The organism is Altererythrobacter sp. B11 (assembly GCF_003569745.1).
GTDB lineage: Bacteria > Pseudomonadota > Alphaproteobacteria > Sphingomonadales > Sphingomonadaceae > Croceibacterium_C.
Genome location: NZ_AP018498.1, coordinates 2868772 through 2883865 on the forward strand (window position 1 = coordinate 2868772; position 15094 = coordinate 2883865).

Annotated in this window: 17 protein-coding genes; 5 read left to right on the forward strand and 12 right to left on the reverse strand. The window is 60.7% G+C overall.

The features are described from left to right. Window positions 1-10: 10 nt before the first annotated feature. Genes AEB_RS13575 through AEB_RS13590 form a run of 4 tightly spaced genes read right to left on the reverse strand, consistent with a single transcriptional unit; the run spans window position 11 to window position 3203 of the window. Window positions 11-301 (reverse strand): helix-turn-helix domain-containing protein, encoded by a 291-nt coding sequence (locus tag AEB_RS13575; RefSeq protein WP_231958734.1) that lies wholly within the window; start codon window positions 299-301, stop codon window positions 11-13. 25 nt (window positions 302-326) lie between these two features. Continuing rightward, entirely contained in the window at window positions 327-725 is a 399-nt protein-coding gene (locus tag AEB_RS13580) for a type II toxin-antitoxin system RelE/ParE family toxin (RefSeq protein ID WP_231958736.1), read from the reverse strand. After that, window positions 718-1956: a tyrosine-type recombinase/integrase gene (locus AEB_RS13585; protein ID WP_119083629.1), complete on the reverse strand. Its 1239-nt coding sequence runs from the start codon at window positions 1954-1956 to the stop codon at window positions 718-720. The genes AEB_RS13580 and AEB_RS13585 overlap by 8 nt, the downstream gene beginning before the upstream one ends. Beyond that, window positions 1953-3203, reverse strand: coding sequence for a tyrosine-type recombinase/integrase (locus tag AEB_RS13590; RefSeq protein WP_188115283.1), 1251 nt, complete (start codon window positions 3201-3203; stop codon window positions 1953-1955). The genes AEB_RS13585 and AEB_RS13590 overlap by 4 nt, the downstream gene beginning before the upstream one ends. Window positions 3204-3469: 266 nt before the next feature. Here AEB_RS13590 and AEB_RS13595 point away from each other — a divergent pair, with 266 nt between their 5' ends. Further along, entirely contained in the window at window positions 3470-3664 is a 195-nt protein-coding gene (locus AEB_RS13595; protein WP_103729563.1) for a hypothetical protein, read from the forward strand. A gap of 102 nt (window positions 3665-3766) precedes the next feature. Here AEB_RS13595 and AEB_RS13600 read toward each other — a convergent pair whose 3' ends face one another. Beyond that, window positions 3767-4003 (reverse strand): hypothetical protein, encoded by a 237-nt coding sequence (locus AEB_RS13600; protein WP_013832744.1) that lies wholly within the window; start codon window positions 4001-4003, stop codon window positions 3767-3769. Window positions 4004-4275: 272 nt separating this feature from the next. Between AEB_RS13600 and AEB_RS13605 the strand changes: the two genes are divergently transcribed. Continuing rightward, window positions 4276-4560 carry a DUF6437 family protein gene (locus tag AEB_RS13605; protein WP_231958738.1) on the forward strand — a complete coding sequence of 95 codons (285 nt, stop codon included), beginning with the start codon at window positions 4276-4278 and terminating at the stop codon, window positions 4558-4560. A gap of 117 nt (window positions 4561-4677) precedes the next feature. Here AEB_RS13605 and AEB_RS13610 read toward each other — a convergent pair whose 3' ends face one another. The 7 genes from AEB_RS13610 to AEB_RS13640 all read right to left on the reverse strand — a co-directional run bounded on the left by AEB_RS13610 (window position 4678) and on the right by AEB_RS13640 (window position 11135). Then, the gene (locus AEB_RS13610; protein ID WP_038575578.1) at window positions 4678-5067 is read right to left on the reverse strand and encodes a single-stranded DNA-binding protein; all 390 of its coding nucleotides are present in this window, start codon (window positions 5065-5067) and stop codon (window positions 4678-4680) included. Between the two features lie 300 nt (window positions 5068-5367). Continuing rightward, entirely contained in the window at window positions 5368-5796 is a 429-nt protein-coding gene (locus AEB_RS13615) for a DUF6915 family protein (RefSeq protein WP_119083631.1), read from the reverse strand. Window positions 5797-5806: 10 nt separating this feature from the next. Next, window positions 5807-6244 carry a DUF6878 family protein gene (locus AEB_RS13620; protein WP_119083632.1) on the reverse strand — a complete coding sequence of 146 codons (438 nt, stop codon included), beginning with the start codon at window positions 6242-6244 and terminating at the stop codon, window positions 5807-5809. Between the two features lie 117 nt (window positions 6245-6361). Beyond that, window positions 6362-7315: a DUF2493 domain-containing protein gene (locus tag AEB_RS13625; protein ID WP_119083633.1), complete on the reverse strand. Its 954-nt coding sequence runs from the start codon at window positions 7313-7315 to the stop codon at window positions 6362-6364. Between the two features lie 300 nt (window positions 7316-7615). Then, on the reverse strand, window positions 7616-8038 hold the full coding sequence (locus AEB_RS13630) for a hypothetical protein (RefSeq protein WP_119083634.1): 423 nt from the start codon (window positions 8036-8038) through the stop codon (window positions 7616-7618). Window positions 8039-8049: 11 nt separating this feature from the next. Further along, window positions 8050-8991 (reverse strand): ArdC family protein, encoded by a 942-nt coding sequence (locus tag AEB_RS13635; protein WP_119083635.1) that lies wholly within the window; start codon window positions 8989-8991, stop codon window positions 8050-8052. A gap of 155 nt (window positions 8992-9146) precedes the next feature. Next, entirely contained in the window at window positions 9147-11135 is a 1989-nt protein-coding gene (locus tag AEB_RS13640) for a ParB/RepB/Spo0J family partition protein (protein WP_119083636.1), read from the reverse strand. Window positions 11136-11412: 277 nt separating this feature from the next. Between AEB_RS13640 and AEB_RS13645 the strand changes: the two genes are divergently transcribed. From AEB_RS13645 to AEB_RS13655, 3 genes are read left to right on the forward strand one after another with little or no spacing between them, the layout of a single operon-like run. Then, window positions 11413-12573, forward strand: coding sequence for an ABC-three component system protein (locus AEB_RS13645; protein WP_119083637.1), 1161 nt, complete (start codon window positions 11413-11415; stop codon window positions 12571-12573). Further along, window positions 12570-13076 (forward strand): three component ABC system middle component, encoded by a 507-nt coding sequence (locus AEB_RS13650; RefSeq protein ID WP_119083638.1) that lies wholly within the window; start codon window positions 12570-12572, stop codon window positions 13074-13076. Before AEB_RS13645 ends, AEB_RS13650 begins: the two co-directional genes overlap by 4 nt. Then, entirely contained in the window at window positions 13073-15010 is a 1938-nt protein-coding gene (locus AEB_RS13655; RefSeq protein WP_119083639.1) for a DUF3732 domain-containing protein, read from the forward strand. The genes AEB_RS13650 and AEB_RS13655 overlap by 4 nt, the downstream gene beginning before the upstream one ends. Window positions 15011-15094: the final 84 nt, after the last annotated feature.

Sequence of the window (15094 nt, forward strand, 5' to 3'; positions counted from 1 at the left end):
CGGGCAAAAATCAAGCCACCGCATCCAACCCGTTGCGCTGAATGATCGACAGCAGTCGCAGCGCTGGACCTCCCGGTTTCTTCGCGCCGCGCTCCCAGTCCGAAACAAGGTTCTTTGACACATTGAGGTAGCGCGCGAACACCGGTTGCGAGACATGCTCAGCCTCGCGAATAGCCTTGATCTCGTCGGGAGACAGGACAGGCGCAGGCGCAAGGCAGGCTGCGTCGAACTCGCGCATGGTGCGCTTGTCGATGCTGCCCGCGTCGGACAAGCCTTCCATCATCTCGTGGACGGCGGCCATCGCCTCGCTCTTATAGGTCTTTGCCTTAGCCTTGCTCATCGTTCTTCACCTCGACCAATCGGCCTGCTTCAACTTCAGTTTCGATCTGGTCCTCGTCCAGCTCCAGCATGATGCCAGCAGCCTTGCGATAGACCTTCAGTTCCGCCGCACTCAGGTTTGCTTTCCCACTCTTGGCGAAAGCAAACACGAATATGGCCCGCTCGCCCGAGCGGAAGATCAGGATCGAGCGATAGCCGCCTGACTTGCCTCGACCCTGACGCGCAATGCGCTGCTTGATAAGGCCGCTTCCGAGATCGGCATCGATCAGGCCGGATTCGGCCCGATGAACGGCATCAGCAAGCGTGGCATCGCTGATCCTTTCCTTTGCTGCAAACTTGGCGAACCAGCGGTTGGCATAAATGCGGATGTGCGGGCTCTTAGTCATGCAACACCGCCTCACTATCACACATAGTGTTATGGTTCAATGAATGGCTGCCGCCCATCATTTGCTCGATCAGGTCGCCAACCCGCTGCCCAGCTTCGATGACCGGGCCATCGTCAAGGTGCGCGTAGCGGGCGGTGGTGGTCACATGCCTATGACCTAGCAGTTTGCCGATCATCGGCAGTGTTTCGGAGCGAGCGGCTGCGTGACTGGCGAAACTGTGCCGCAGGTCGTGCAGGCGCACGCCCGGCAGATCTGCATCCGCCCGCACATCTTTCCAGCATCCGTCGACGACCAAGGGACGCCGGGTCATGGGATTCCAGAACACTTCCGGTTGGTTCTTGTGACGCGGCAGGCATTGCAGGATTGTCCATGCGGCTTCGCCGAGCCAGACGGTGCGCGGTCCGGTCTTGCTGTCGGTCAGTCGCAAACGCCTCGCCTTCACCTCGCTCCACAATAGCCCAGTGATCTCGGATTTGCGGCATCCAGTAAGCATCAAGAGATAGAGCGCGGCGCAATGTAGCGGATGCGAATTTCGGCGCTTATTGAGCGCTTCTCCCAGACGCTGGAACTCCTGATCGGACAGGAACCGCTCGCATTTGCGCCGTCTGTTCATCCTAATCGCAGCGCAGGGATTTGAACCTTCGGGCTTGATCCCCCACTTTTCAGCCTTGTTCATCAAGGCGCGCAGGATTTCATAGGAACGGTTGGCGGCTCCCGGACCTCCGATGTCAGTCACGCGATTAAACCACTCCTGCACATGGGATTCGTCTATCTCGTCGAGGAACATTCCTGCGAACGCCGATTGCAGGTAGTTCTGGCGGTAGAGCCCGTGCGTTGTCTGCGTCGAACGCTTCCAGCTCGGCGAGACCTTGCGCCAATAGGTGTCGAGGAAGTCGGAATAAAGCGGCACCTTGCGTCGTTGCTTGCGCTTCTCGGCCGGGTTCTGACCAACCTGCGCGCGCAATAGGACGCGGCGGGCGACATCCATCGCCCTGGCTTTGCTCAGCACCTTGGCATTGCCGATCGTCACCGTACGTGTGCGACCCTGCATCGCGGCCTGGACGATGTAGATCCTCCGTCCGCTGGCATAGTGTCTGATGCCAAAGCCTGGCAGCTGCTTCGACCAGGTCGTTCTTCGCAGCTGACTGTCCCCATCGGTCCTGCCAATCGCGACGACCTTCATCGACCCCATTTCCTCGGCGACGATGGACTTGAGCGTGCGCGCGTTCATCGACCCACTCCCACAAGGCGAGCAATCGATCCCGAGACGCGCTCGGCTGCATCGGCGACCACTTCATCCGACAGATGCGCGTAGCGCGATGTAGTTTCCGCCAGGGCGTGGCCAAGCAGCTTGCCGATCACCATCAGCGAGATGTTGTCGCGGATCGCGGTCGAAGCGAAGCTGTGCCGTAGGTCATGAAGGCGCACATCAGGCAATGCGGCGCGATTGCGGATTTCCGGCCAGTACATGCTCAGCTTGGTCGGCTTGTCAGAATCACGCGTCGAGGGGAACAGCAGTCCGCTCGTGTCTCGATCCGGGATCGAAGCGATGACGCTCACGGCCTGCCGATTGAGATATACGATCTTCGCACCCGTCTTGCTGTCTGGCAGCATCAGGCGGGGTTCCTGGACCCATTCCCAGCGAAGCTTCTCGATCTCTCCGCAGCGCGCGCCGGTGTAGATCAGGAGACGGATCGCCGCGACGACCAGTGGGTTCTCCAACTCGAAGTCAATCAGTGCGGACCCCATTTGCCCATACTCACGGGCGGAGAGGAAACGCTCCATTCGTTTGCGCTTGTAGCGGGGCGTGCCTCGGCAGGGGTTCGACCCGCGCGGTCGAAGGCCGAGCTTCTCGGCGTAGCTCATCATCACTGACAGGATCGGAATGGTTCGATTGAAAGTGCCGGTCCGCTCGGCAAATCCGTCGCGCCAGAACAAGACATCAGCCTTAGTGATCTCATCGACGCGGCGATTGCCGAAAGCCGGAAGGATATGGCGCTTGATGCTGCCACGATTGCCGCGCCGGGTGCTTGGTTTCCAGTGTCGCGCATAATCTGCCCAGAAGCGTTCGGCGTAGTCGCGCATCAGCGGCACCTGCTTTGACCCAGACCCAGAAGTTTTTCGCGTAGGCAGGCCATCAAGCGCCACCTCGATCAGCTTGTCGCGTGCCAGTCTCCGCGCTTCCCTTGCGGTGATCTGGCGCGATGTGCCGAGCGATACGCGCCGCTGCTTGCGGCGCTGGCGGAACATCACGAACCAGGTCCGTCGCCCAGAGGGATGCACCCGCAGGCCAAAGCCGGGCAGGTCTTCATCCCAATACTCGATCATCTCCTTGCCAGGCCTGCGCCGGGCAATATTGCCGTTGAGCCTTACCTTCCGCGCGCTTGTCTCACCCTTCCCCTCGCGCCCATCAGACGCTCCGGAAAACAAGTGATTCTGGCTTGATTTTTCAGGTAGCACATGGCCATTTGCACCCATTGTTCTGCTCCTCGATTTCGAGGAACAAAATCAGGCAACCGTTTGGTAAATAATACCTTTCTGCGGCAGAGCTGCGTCCGGTGTGCTCTTCCGTCCCCAGCTTAGAGGGTAGATCCCAGTGTCATGACCTGCACGGGATCGACGGTTTTGAAGTCCGAAGTCCAAGGGATGAAGACGATGCCGCTCGATTGCCGATTGTGCTAAAGATCGATCGAGTCCGCCGGCAGGAAGAATGGTGTCGCGGGCATCCCACCGGGAGCATGGATATGGCGGACGTTACACTGAGCGCGACACCCAAAGGCAACGGATTCCAGGCAACCGTTACCTATTCGAGCGGCGTGTCGATCAGTTCAGCGGAAGCCTTTCCGACGAAGGCCGAGGCCATTTCAGCAGCGGCCATGAAGGTGCTCGACATGCCCGATCGGCTGGAGGAATTCGATGTGTCGGACGCCGAGGACTGATGCTGCAGGGAATGCTCGCGCGAAACCCAGGGGAGGGACGATACGGGACCCGAGCAAAAAGAAAGGAGGAAGCCCTGACGGACTTCCTCCTTGTGTGTAGCCTCAGAATTCATCGCTCAGCTTTCCAGGCACCGTGTCGATGACCCGGTCCAGCATGGCCTTGGGCAGTGCGCCGTAATCGCCCTCATCGACCGCGATGTAACCTGCCTCACCATCGGTCAGGACATATTGGGTGAAGTAGCTGTGAAGGGACCGGGCATGAGCCTTGTCGAGTGCGGCAACGAAAGCTGCCTGATCTGCCTGGAATGAACCCTGCGCGATGTTCAGTGAAGCGTACATGATCTTTCCTCCTGATGTTCGATGCGTCGCATCAGGAGCTGCGAGGATGTGGGTGACGGGCCGGGTCAGGGACCGCGCATAGCGCGGCGGCGAAGCGGCGATGGGGGAAACGATTTTTGCCGGGCTTGCCCGGTAAAAATGGTGGGGCCCCGTCGTCCTTGACGCGGCCCCAAAGCCCGCATCACACTTGGACTTTCTGCGAGAGAGACCTCTCCAACGTCAGCGTGAAAAACACTGGCATCGCGGCAAAAACCGTTTTCCTACATGGCCCCATGCTGGCACTGTCGCGCGTGGAGGGGACCAACGGCCAGCGAAAGGACAATATGATGGCCAGGTCCAAACCGAGTGCGCGTAATGCGCTCAAGAAGCTGCGCGAGCAGCGCGATGAACTCGATGCACAGGAGGCCAGGCTCCGTGATGAAGCAGCCGGCGAACTGGGCAAGGTTCTTCTCGAATGCGGAGCCGAGACGATCGAACCGGCGCAACTGAAGCAGCTCATCCGCGCATCGCTTACCATCGGAATCGACGATGCTCTCAAGCGGCTCTCCCCAGCCTGACACTTCAACCGCGGCGGGGTGTGGGCTCGATGCCCCGCCCCGCCGTTCACGCCAGCGAGCACAAAAAAAGGCCCCGATGGCGCGAACCATCGGAGCCTTGTTGTTTGCGGGAAGAACTCAGTCCTCGTCGATGTCGGGCGCACCCTCATTGTTCGACGCCCGGCCTTTGGTGAGGAAGTCCACCTTGTCGGCGATGATCTCGCAGCCGTAGCGCTTGGTGCCGTCCTGGTCTTCCCACTGCGTATAGTGGATGCGCCCCTCGACCGTCACGAGCTGGCCCTTGGTGCAATACTTGGCGACGTTCTGGCCGAGCCCGTTGAAGCAGGTCACGCGGTGGAATTCGCTGTCCTTGGCGGTGTAGCCGTTTTCGTCCTTGTAGGTCTTGCCGTCCTTGCGGGCGGGACGGTCGGTGACGACCGAGATCGAGGTGATGTTGGTGCCGCCCTGGGTAGTGCGGGTTTCGGGGTCGCGAGCGATGCGGCCAACGAGGATAACGAGATTGGTCATGGTCTTTCTCCTGATCGAGCATTCCGGGTCCATCCCGGCTGCAAACCCGACTAGGAAGCGGCCACGGCGAAGCGCACCGAAGGGCAACCTCAATCTGGTTCGGGTGGTGCGGGCCGCCGGGCGCAGCCCGGCAACTCGGCCGGACCTGATCGGGGTTGCGCGTCTCGACGGGGATGCTTCAGGAAAGGTTTGCTTACAGGCCGGGTTGGTCCCGAGTGCCTTGCACAGGCTAAGCCATGACTTTTCGCATTGACGGGCTGCGACGTGCGCCCCCCGACCTCGCCTGCCTTCAAGGCGACATCATATCTCGACGACGAAAGCTCCTCCCGAAGCCGACGAATGACCACCTGAAAACGCACCGCTAGCACCAGTCTCCACGGTGCCAAGCGGCATCGGCTCGTCCAGGCGATGCCCCCGCAACATCCAGTCTTGGGGCGTGATGAGGCGCCCCCAATCCGCAAAGGAAGGGATCGCACCCAAGTCCTCGCGGACGTGCTGCTCGCCTATAAGACGAACGGGCACGACACGGCTGTCGGCGTTGACGATGGTAGGCCCGAACAGCGTTTCAAGCATGAAAATGCCTTCGGCATGGTGCCGAAGGGCCCGGTGCCGCGGATCAGCAAAGATCGCCTTCGACTGGTCAAACCATTGGTGGAGCGGCAGGTAATCTTCCACCACCCCTCCCCATTTCCGGACCGACGATAGGGCGTGATAATAGCAATGAGCCATCGCACTTCTCCTAGAGATCAGTCGAATGGTCGTCGGTCGCCGTGTAACGCAGCTGGCAGTCCAGAACGAAACTCGGCGTAGCCACGTCGATGATCAGTTCGCCGCAGGCACCATCATTGATTTCCCATCCGGGATGATGGCGTTCGAGAGCAAGGTACGTCAGTTGCTCGATGGCGGAATTGAGGCTCTGGTCGTCGCCTTCTCCAGCATAGTCGATCGTCACTTCGGGACACGGAACACTCGCCCCGACGGCATCAGAGAAGACGCATTCTTCGACCGCACCGCTGTCGCCGCACCCATCGAAGCGGATTTCTACGCGGGCAATTTCGGCATTGCGCAGCGGGTCAATGATAGCTGCCTTGAGCCGTTGGATTTCACTTTGTGCCTGCGCCGCGCGTTCGGCCTGGCGGACAGCAAAGTCCGCCATGATTGCCTGAAAATCAGTCATGAGAAATCTCCTGATATGTACGGGCAAGCACCAATCGTCTTGCCCACGATAACAAGCGATCTCTTTCCTCTGACGGGCTGCGCCAGCGCCGATAGCGCTGGCGCGATGCCCGACGCATCAGTCGGTATCCTGCGCCGCGCGCTTGGGGGAAGTGCCCAGCGGACCACGGCGATCGACGACGGTAATCCGTCGGGATTTCGCTTCGATGACGAGGCGCTCCAGGACCCCGTTTCCGGGAAAGGCGACGACATAACGGGGGTCGAGCGAGAGCATACGCTCGTTGCGCTTGAAGCCTGCGCGCGCGCCCAGGCGCATGTCGAGGGAGAAGCTGATTTGGGGGATGTTGCGTCGTTCCGCCCATGAGGATGCCAGACGGTCAACGCCCTTGGTATCACCGCCATGGACAAGAACCATGTCTGGAACCCGGTCGTGGACCTTGTCCAGTGTAGCCCAAACATTGTTGGCAAAGGTGAGAGCGTCCTGCTCGTTTGGATGGCGTGTGCGGCCACCGGCAAAGATCACCGGCGTACCTTCTGGGATGGCGGCGCGGCGTTTCGCTTCGGACCGAGCTCGGACGAACTCGCGGCCTTCGACAAGCGCAGAAGTCAGCATGGCGCTGTGATTGAAGCGCGAGCTCGACACAGGTTTCCACGAAGATCCGAACTCGTTGAGATAGAGGGCGGCGGCTACCTCACGCATCTCTTCGAGAGCGAGCATGGCGCCTTCGGCACACTGCGCACGCTCAACCTGGGTCTCGAGTTCATGGGTGTGAATTTCGGATCCATCGGCAGTGGCCAAGAGCGCTCGGACTTCGTCGGTTGCGCGGTCGACTGCGGTCGATTTGCGGGTCGCGGAACGGTGGAAGATGTTGACGAACGCCCAGCCGAGGTCCTCGGCATCGGCCTCCAGCGCAGTCCCAGAGACCATCGCAAATAGATCGGACCAGACAGCTTCGAGAGTCTGGACGACCGCATCGTGGACCGGAAAATCATTGGTTGAAACCGGGGCAGGACCAATCGAAAAACCGGAAAGATCGAGGCCGGCAAGTTGGTCAGAAAATGATGAATGCATGGGTATTGTCCTCCTGACTGGCGTGAGGCTGACGCACCCGCTCATGGCTGCGCCAGCGAGAGCCCGTCAGGGCCAGCTTGAGGCAGTCTCCGCACCCGACAGGGGAAACCCGCTTGGGCAGGCTGGCGCGGGCAGGCCAACGGCCCACAGGGCCGGGCCAACTCGGGCCTGCGCAAGCCGGGTTGCGGCAGACTGGCGGCTGGCCCAGGGCCTTTCTCGCATGGCTTCAGGCCATGAGTGCAAAAGCAAGTTTCGTCAGGGAGGACAGGCACCTCGCCACGATCAAAGTGACTGGCGCATTCAGGCCACCCGTTTTGCGTAGACGCCCTCACCGTTCGACATGTGACCGAGGCAGACGAAGTCGCCGAACAACGCTTCAAAGCGCGAGGCGATCTGGGACAGCCAGCGCTGTGCTCTGGGCGATCTGGCCGTGCGCCAATCGGCATCCCAATAGGCGCCATCGTCACGCTCGACGATCCACACCGCAACCAGGCCGGCGTAAACCGACACGCCGAAATCTGCATAGGCATTGCGCATGAGGATGCGGTCTTCGCGGCCCCGCCAACCGTCGTGGGCGATCAGGGAAGGGAATGCCTGCCCTGCGCGCTCGCGCAGATCTTCGCGGAGCCACTCATATTCGAAGTCCCAGTCGTCGTCGTTTTCAACTTCGAGCACGGTGAAGGCCACGATGGCCCCGCTGGGGTAACTGACTGATCGGCCCATGACACCCTCCTTCAGGCGGCCAACGCAGCGTCGGCGGACACTTCGTCGGTATCATCGGCAGAGATCCGTCCTCCAAGTTTGAGCAGAAGCCTTGATGCTTCCTCCGCCTTTGCGGCAGCGGTGAGAATGGCACGGTCATCCTGCTTCAAGAGCTTGAGCCAGTGCTCGATATAGCTCGCATGGCTATCCAAGTGTGTGACTGGCAGACCGAGTTCAGCGCCAAGCATAGCGCTCGAAAGTTCGGCAATGAGTTCCTCGGCGGCGTAAGCTGCAGAACCAAATCGATTCTTGAGATTACGGTCGAGGCGGCTGGCATGGCCGGTCCAATGCGACAGCTCGTGCGCGAGCGTCGCGTAATAGTGGTCGAAGCCCGAGAAGAGATGCGCGGGCGGCATTGTCACCCGGTCAGCCACTGGCTCATAATAGGCTTCGTCGCCCTGATGCCGCAGGACGGCCGGAATATTGGCAAAGAATGAGTCGAGTTCAGCCTGACGGCCCTCGGGTTCCACCACCTCAAGCGTCGCGGCGGGATGGAAACGTTCTGGAAGACCTTCGACCTGAACGGCATTGAAAACCGGATAGGCCTTCAACACGCGACGACTTTCGTCGGTTTTTTCGCCGGTGTCGGGGGCTTCGACTTCCTTGGTGTAGCTCTTGTAAAAGATGGCGATGGTGGATTTTTCGCCCTTGCGCACCTGTGCGCCCAGTTCTTTGGCCTGATTGTAGGTCATCCAGAACGGCGAGGCGTAACCGCACATATCGGCAACCATCCAGAGCCAGAATACATTCATGCCGCGATAAGGGACGCCGCACGCCCGCAATGGACGCGAGACTGGCACACCGCGCCATGGCTTGATCCACGGCCTCGTGCCGGACTCGAGGCGGGCGATGATTTCCTGGGTGATACGGGTAGCAGGCGACACTCCGCCGCTTTGTCCCTTGCGATAGGCCATGTTGGATCTCCTGAAATGGCCTGACGACAGTTCCGTCGGTCAGTGCCGGAGATCCCGGAGCCCCCTCCGCTCTCTTTCCATGAAGGAAGCGGCCCCCCGGCATTTGCCGGAGGACCGCTTCACGGTGGCGAGCAGCCGTTCCTGTCAGGAGGAGGTCAGGCGGCCAGCTCGCTCGGGGGCTGATTGTCGTCGTTGGCGACGAAATCCGCGTCGGGACTTTGCGCTTCGTTATCGGCAGGAATCTCCGGCTGGTCGGCAAAGCGCATGACTTCGGGCACCCAGGCGAGCGCCCTTTCCCGAACTTCGACCTCGGTGATGTAGGTCCCCGCGAAGACGCGCTCGGCGCTCATCGCAAGATCGCCCTTTTTCACCGATGCGAAGCGTGAGGACAGTTCCAAACCGCCAACATCGGTGAGCGCATCAAGGATGACCTGCTTCGAGACGCGGTCGAAGTAGTTTGCCGCGGTCGGACGCCACCATTGCGCCATGTCGATGCCGATCGTGCTGCCCAGATGATCCTGGAACGTGATCTGACGTTCGCCTGCCATGTTGAGGCTCGCCTCGAGTGTGCGAGCGACGACGAAGCCGAGCCATGCTGCGCGGCTTTCATCAGCGAGTGCCCGAAACATCTTGAAGCGCGACGAAGCGTCTTCGCCAGATCGCCAGCTCTCATCGAGACCCGAGCGCAGGTCCGCAAGGGATGCGCTTGCCGGCGCATCCTTCGCTTCGAACCCGACAATCGGACCCGCAGGGACGCCGCCACGCAGGGTCGTGGCCGCGCGTGACCGCCAGTCGTGGGTGTCGACATCCGCGAGGGTGAAGACCATGATGTCGAGCGAAAGGCCGGGATCCGATGCCACGTGGAGCGCGAGCACGTCACGACGTTGCATCGCAAGTTCGTCGACCAGACGCTTGGAAAGCGCTGCACGACGTTTGCCATCACTGCCGACACTCGCCACGACTTCGACGACATCGTCGTCACCAACGACTTCGATGTCGCGCTCGCCGTAGAACACCGGCTGGAGGACCGGTGTGCCGTCGCGCGAGAGAACGAGGATCATTCCGGCATCGGCCTTCAGTTCGGGCGCCAGCTCCGGGGGCTTTGCCCGAATGTCCTGGCATTCGCGCTCAATCGCTTCGATCGTCGCCTCGGCCGCAGCAATTGCTTCTTCTGCGCTGTCTTCATCCTCGAGAATGGCCGCATGCTCGTCGTAAGAAGCATCGAGTTCGTCAAGGCGGGCCAATTCGGCGTCAGTCAACGGAGCCGGCTCGGCCGGAAGGCGAATGAGACCTTCTACGAGATCGTGACTGGCATAGGCGTCAAGCGTAGGCTTGACCCAGGCAAGACCTTGCTCTGCTGCGAGCGCCTTGGCGCGCCTTTCCATCTCCTCCGAGGCGAGGGTTTCCAGAAGCGCGACATCAACCCATGACTCGCTGTCATCGTCGTCGAAGAGTTCGCGTTCGACCCGGCCACCTGCAGCGATATAGGCGTCGCGACCGACAAGACGGGCCCGAGCATCGCTGCCGCGAACCGTGCCGGTGAGCACCATGCGCCGGATACTGTCGGCGCTGGGCGCATAATAGCCCGAGGACGCCTGTTCATAGACGCGAGCCTGAATTTCCTGGTCGGAGGTCGCACCGAAGGCTTTGGCGAGATCGAGAGTGATTTCGCCGGCCGCCAGAGCATCGAAGACGACGGGTGCAAGGGTCGCGAGACGCAAACGGCCTTCTACGAAGCGGACCGTCAGCCCGAAGCGGCGCGCGACATCTTCCGTCGAGGCACCAGCATCAATAAGGGCAGCGAACGCCTGTGCTTCGTCGGCGGGGTTCATCGCGAGGCGATGGAAGTTCTCGGCCAGGCTCGTTTCGACTGCGATTTGCGCATCGTCCTCAAGCACGAGGCAGGTAACCTCGTAGCCCTTCGGCAGGACTTTCTCTTCGGCAAGCGCCAGCAAGGCGCACCGGCGGCGCTCTCCGGCTTCGACCTCGAATTTGCCACGAGCCGCTGGCCGAACGATGAGGTTCTGCAACAACCCATGGGCTGCAATGCTCGCTTTCAGTTCGGAATCTGCGGCGGGGTCACCGTGACGGCGCACATTGCGAGGGGACTGGACCAACTTGGTCAGCGGGATCGACTTGATCATGGGAAATACTCCTGAATATGAGCACAGGCATCGACCTTCGACGCTCATCCGGCTCAAACAGAAACAAGCCCCCTTCCCTCTCAATGACTGCCGATGGGCCGGCAGCTGCCGAACCGCTTTCAGCGGCGCGTCTTAGCTCGAAGTTCGCTGCGCTTGATACTTTACAATAATTAGCGGGAGACTTAGCGTTTCACATCTATGTTTGTGGAGCGGGGTCAGCGCTTCGCCGCACGACAGGGGGAGCAATATCGCTTCGAACTATAACGCCACCGGGTCGATGCTCGGCTATTTGTACCAATGCCGAGAGGCGCTGCTGCTTGCGATCGTCGAGACGAGATCGCAGCCTGGCCTATCGGTGTCGATTGAGCGGTTCGACGATGTGGCTTTCGAGCAAAACGGCACCGCAACCGAACTGCTGCAGCTCAAACATCATGTGAACCCTGCGAGCCTGACCGACATGAGTGTCGACCTGTGGAAGACGCTGCGCATTTGGAGCGAGGCAGTCGCTGCTGATCCCCAAGCGCCGTTCGAGCGACGCTTCAGCATCATCACGACCGCGCAGGCACCGGCGGGCTCTGCTGCGGAACTATTACGCGCGACTAGGCCATCCATCGACGCGGAGAAAGATGCGCTCGCGCTGCTGAAGGCCGCCGCAACGACATCGATCAGCGAGGAAACCGCGGTCGGCCGCAAGGCTTTTCTCGCGCTGTCGGATCGTGATCAGGAGAATCTCCTTGCGGCTATCCATATCCATGACCAAGCGCCGAGCATCACCAATGCGCGCAGCGAGATCGAGGAGCAGCTGTTTTTCTCGGCACCGGATGGGAAAGTCGCGGATCTCGTCGACCATCTCGAGGGCTGGTGGTTCTCGCAAGTTGTTGCCTGTCTCGCCGATGTCGCTTCGCCGGCTATTTCGCTTCTGGCGCTTCGGGCGAAGATCGACGAGATCGCCAAAGCGTTTCGGAACAATGAGCTGCTAATCAGTCCGGAAGCTTTGGCGGTTTCGGCCGACGACCTTCCCGAGTCTGACGGGCGGACGTTCGTTCGCCAGATGCGGTGTGTCGATGTCGCTGAGGAATCGATCGAACTCGCCAAGCTCGATTTCTATCGCGCGACGGCGCAACGCTCGACCTGGGCGCGGGAAAATGCGTTGCTCGACGGTGAGGCGGCGCGATATGATGCCGATCTCGTCGAACGCTGGAAACGCGAGCGTTTGGCCCGCGAAAGCGGCGGCAAACCAATCAGCGACGACGAAAAGAAAACGTTCGGACGCGACCTATTTCACTGGGCGAGCCGAGCCCAGGCGCCGTTCCGCAATCGCCATGAGCAATGGCTTTGCACGGGCTCCTATCAGATCCTTTCTGATGGCGTGACGGTCGGTTGGCATCCTGATCACAGCACCATGTTCGGCACGTCGGCGAAGGATGAGGCCGCATGAGCCTCACGCTCTGGGATAAGCGACCGCGCGAGGAAGCGTATCTGTTCAACCCAGCCTTCTGCGCTGCGCTTCTGCACGAGTTCGTGAAGGAATTTCAAAAGGCGAAAGGCCAAGCTGCGCCTTATGCGCTGCTGTTCTGCGCCTTGCCGATCGCCCTGCACGGCAAGACCAGGCGTGCGCTGCCCGGATCGACGGTGACATCCCTCTATTCATGGCGGGAACGTAATCCCGAAGTGCTTGTCGGCTTTGCGGAGCGCGCTCGGTCGCTCCGTCCGATCGTGCAGGAAGCCTTGCGCTTCGCGATCGACCGATCGGCGCTCGCCTTCGCCGAAGATGGCGGGGTGATGCTGGGTAATCGCGCGCTGTCGGTTGCGCGCAGGTTCGAGGAAACTTTGACCGACGATGCGCGAGATTGTGTCGCCGCAACCCGCCTCCTCGGCCGTTGGCTTGCCAAGGCAGGCACGGCCTCGACGATCATGGCGGCTTGGGGGATCAAACCATGAGCATGAATATCGGTGCGATCATTCTTTATTCGCATACAGGTGAAGAGCGTGAGCTCACCTTTAAGAGCGGCTGCCTCAACGTCATCACCGGCGATTCAAAGACAGGCAAATCCGCAATCATCGATATCATCGATTATTGTCTCGGACGAAGCAGCTGCAATGTCGCCGAGGGCGTGATTCGGCGAAGCGTCGCCTGGTTCGCAGTCCGACTGCTGAATGGCGACGACGAGCTGCTCGTTGCGCGCAAAAATCCGGGTCCAGGCACCGATACGGGCGGCGACATCTACGTGCGGCGCGGGAGCTTTGATGCGGCCCCCGCCTTTGAAGATCTCGCGCGCAATATGGTCGAGGGAGAGCTTATCTCGCTCCTATCACGTTTTGTGGGCATCTCTGAGAACGAGCATCGGCCTTTGAGTGGTACGCGACATCCGCTGCAGGCGACTATCCGCCACGCGCTGTTTCTGTGTTTTCAGAAGCAGGATGAGATCGACAATCGTGACCGGCTATTTCACCGGCAGGGCGACCAGTTCATTCCACAGGCGATCAAGGACACGCTCCCCTATTTCGTGGGCGCGGTGGACGAACAGCATTTCCTGCGGCAGCATGAACTCGATCTCGCGCGCGAGGCGCTGCGCGAACTAGAGCAACGCGTCCAGCGTCAGAACGAGGCACGCAATGTCGACATCAGTCGCATTCGCCGGCTGGTGACCGACGGCAAGCGTGTCGGGTTGATCGTCCCGGAATATGAACCGGTCGAGACCGACATTGCACTGGAAGTCCTGGACCGCGCCGCACGCACCGACCTGGCATCAACCACCAACCTTCCCGATTTCGGCGATTCCATCAACCGATTGCGCAATGAGCAGGCTACGCTGAGGTCAGCGCTAGAGCGAGTGAACGACGAGGCGAGGGCTTCCCGGCTGATGCTGTCGGAGCAGAGCGCCTATTCGCGTGAAGGCCATGAGCAACGCGCGCGACTCAGCTCGATCGGATTGTTCAAGGTAGAGGCAGACGGTCATCACTGTCCGCTGTGCGAAAGCGAGCTCGCGATCCCTACGCCTGCCAGCGACCAAGTCGCGAACGCACTTCGTTTGGTGGGCGAGCAACTTGCGGCAGTTGAAGTTGAGCAACCTCATCTCCAGCGCCACATCGAGGGACTGGAGCAACGAAAGGGCAAGCTCGAGCGGGAATTAGTTGAGGCGCAAAATAGCCTCGCCCGCTTGATCGCGGATGATGCGAGGGCCAAGGCGCAACAGGACCTGCTGGTCGACCAGGCGCGCGTTGTCGGCCGGATTGGCGCCTTTCTCGATGCAGTGCGACCCAGCGACAGCGAACCCGACCTAACGCCCCTTATCGAAGCAGCCAAGCGCCGCGTCGAAACGCTCGAGGCGGCGGTAAATGCGGACGACGTCGCGCAGCGCCTCGACACCTATCTAAATCTCATCAGCAAGCAGATGTCGGCTTTCGCCGAGTACCTCGATCTAGAGCACAGTGGCAGCGAGCTACGGCTCGATGTGAAGAAGCTCACGGTTGTCGCCGATACACTTGACGGCCCGATCCCGCTCAATCGGATGGGAAGCGGTGAGAACTGGGTCGGTTATCATGTGCTGACCTATCTCGCGCTCCATTGGTGGTTTCGGAAACGCAATCGCCCAGTTCCGGCGATGCTGATCTTCGATCAGCCGAGTCAAGCGCATTATCCCGCCGAGCGCGATCAGGAAGGAAGCCTTGATCCGCTCGACGACAAGGACCGCCATGCCGTACAGGCGCTCTTTGAGTTGATGCACCGCGCATGCCAAGAGATCGAAGGCCTGCAGCTGATCGTACTCGACCACGCTCATCTCGCCGACGAGTGGTTTGAGGCTTCGATAGTCGAGGAGTGGCGCCGCCACCGCTTCCTTGTGCCGCCCGAATGGGACACGCGCGGACGGTGATCGCTTAGGTGCGCGACGCGAACGCGCGTCTGGCCCGTGTCTCTGCCGCCCCGAAAGGGCCCGGCTATCCATGCGGCCGCCTGG

Bases quoted from the DNA above. Each gene is read 5' to 3' on its own strand.
- AEB_RS13590 (WP_188115283.1), bottom strand. From the start codon at position 3,203: ATGGGTGCAAATGGCCATGTGCTACCTGAAAAATCAAGCCAGAATCAC.
- AEB_RS13610 (WP_038575578.1), bottom strand. From the start codon at position 5,067: ATGACCAATCTCGTTATCCTCGTTGGCCGCATCGCTCGCGACCCCGAA.
- AEB_RS13620 (WP_119083632.1), bottom strand. From the start codon at position 6,244: ATGACTGATTTTCAGGCAATCATGGCGGACTTTGCTGTCCGCCAGGCC.
- AEB_RS13580 (WP_231958736.1), bottom strand. From the start codon at position 725: ATGACTAAGAGCCCGCACATCCGCATTTATGCCAACCGCTGGTTCGCC.
- AEB_RS13650 (WP_119083638.1), top strand. From the start codon at position 12,570: ATGAGCCTCACGCTCTGGGATAAGCGACCGCGCGAGGAAGCGTATCTG.
- AEB_RS13635 (WP_119083635.1), bottom strand. From the start codon at position 8,991: ATGGCCTATCGCAAGGGACAAAGCGGCGGAGTGTCGCCTGCTACCCGT.
- AEB_RS13575 (WP_231958734.1), bottom strand. From the start codon at position 301: ATGGCCGCCGTCCACGAGATGATGGAAGGCTTGTCCGACGCGGGCAGC.
- AEB_RS13625 (WP_119083633.1), bottom strand. From the start codon at position 7,315: ATGCATTCATCATTTTCTGACCAACTTGCCGGCCTCGATCTTTCCGGT.
- AEB_RS13615 (WP_119083631.1), bottom strand. From the start codon at position 5,796: ATGGCTCATTGCTATTATCACGCCCTATCGTCGGTCCGGAAATGGGGA.
- AEB_RS13585 (WP_119083629.1), bottom strand. From the start codon at position 1,956: ATGAACGCGCGCACGCTCAAGTCCATCGTCGCCGAGGAAATGGGGTCG.
- AEB_RS13655 (WP_119083639.1), top strand. From the start codon at position 13,073: ATGAGCATGAATATCGGTGCGATCATTCTTTATTCGCATACAGGTGAA.
- AEB_RS13630 (WP_119083634.1), bottom strand. From the start codon at position 8,038: ATGGGCCGATCAGTCAGTTACCCCAGCGGGGCCATCGTGGCCTTCACC.
- AEB_RS13640 (WP_119083636.1), bottom strand. From the start codon at position 11,135: ATGATCAAGTCGATCCCGCTGACCAAGTTGGTCCAGTCCCCTCGCAAT.
- AEB_RS13595 (WP_103729563.1), top strand. From the start codon at position 3,470: ATGGCGGACGTTACACTGAGCGCGACACCCAAAGGCAACGGATTCCAG.
- AEB_RS13605 (WP_231958738.1), top strand. From the start codon at position 4,276: ATGCTGGCACTGTCGCGCGTGGAGGGGACCAACGGCCAGCGAAAGGAC.
- AEB_RS13645 (WP_119083637.1), top strand. From the start codon at position 11,413: ATGCTCGGCTATTTGTACCAATGCCGAGAGGCGCTGCTGCTTGCGATC.
- AEB_RS13600 (WP_013832744.1), bottom strand. From the start codon at position 4,003: ATGTACGCTTCACTGAACATCGCGCAGGGTTCATTCCAGGCAGATCAG.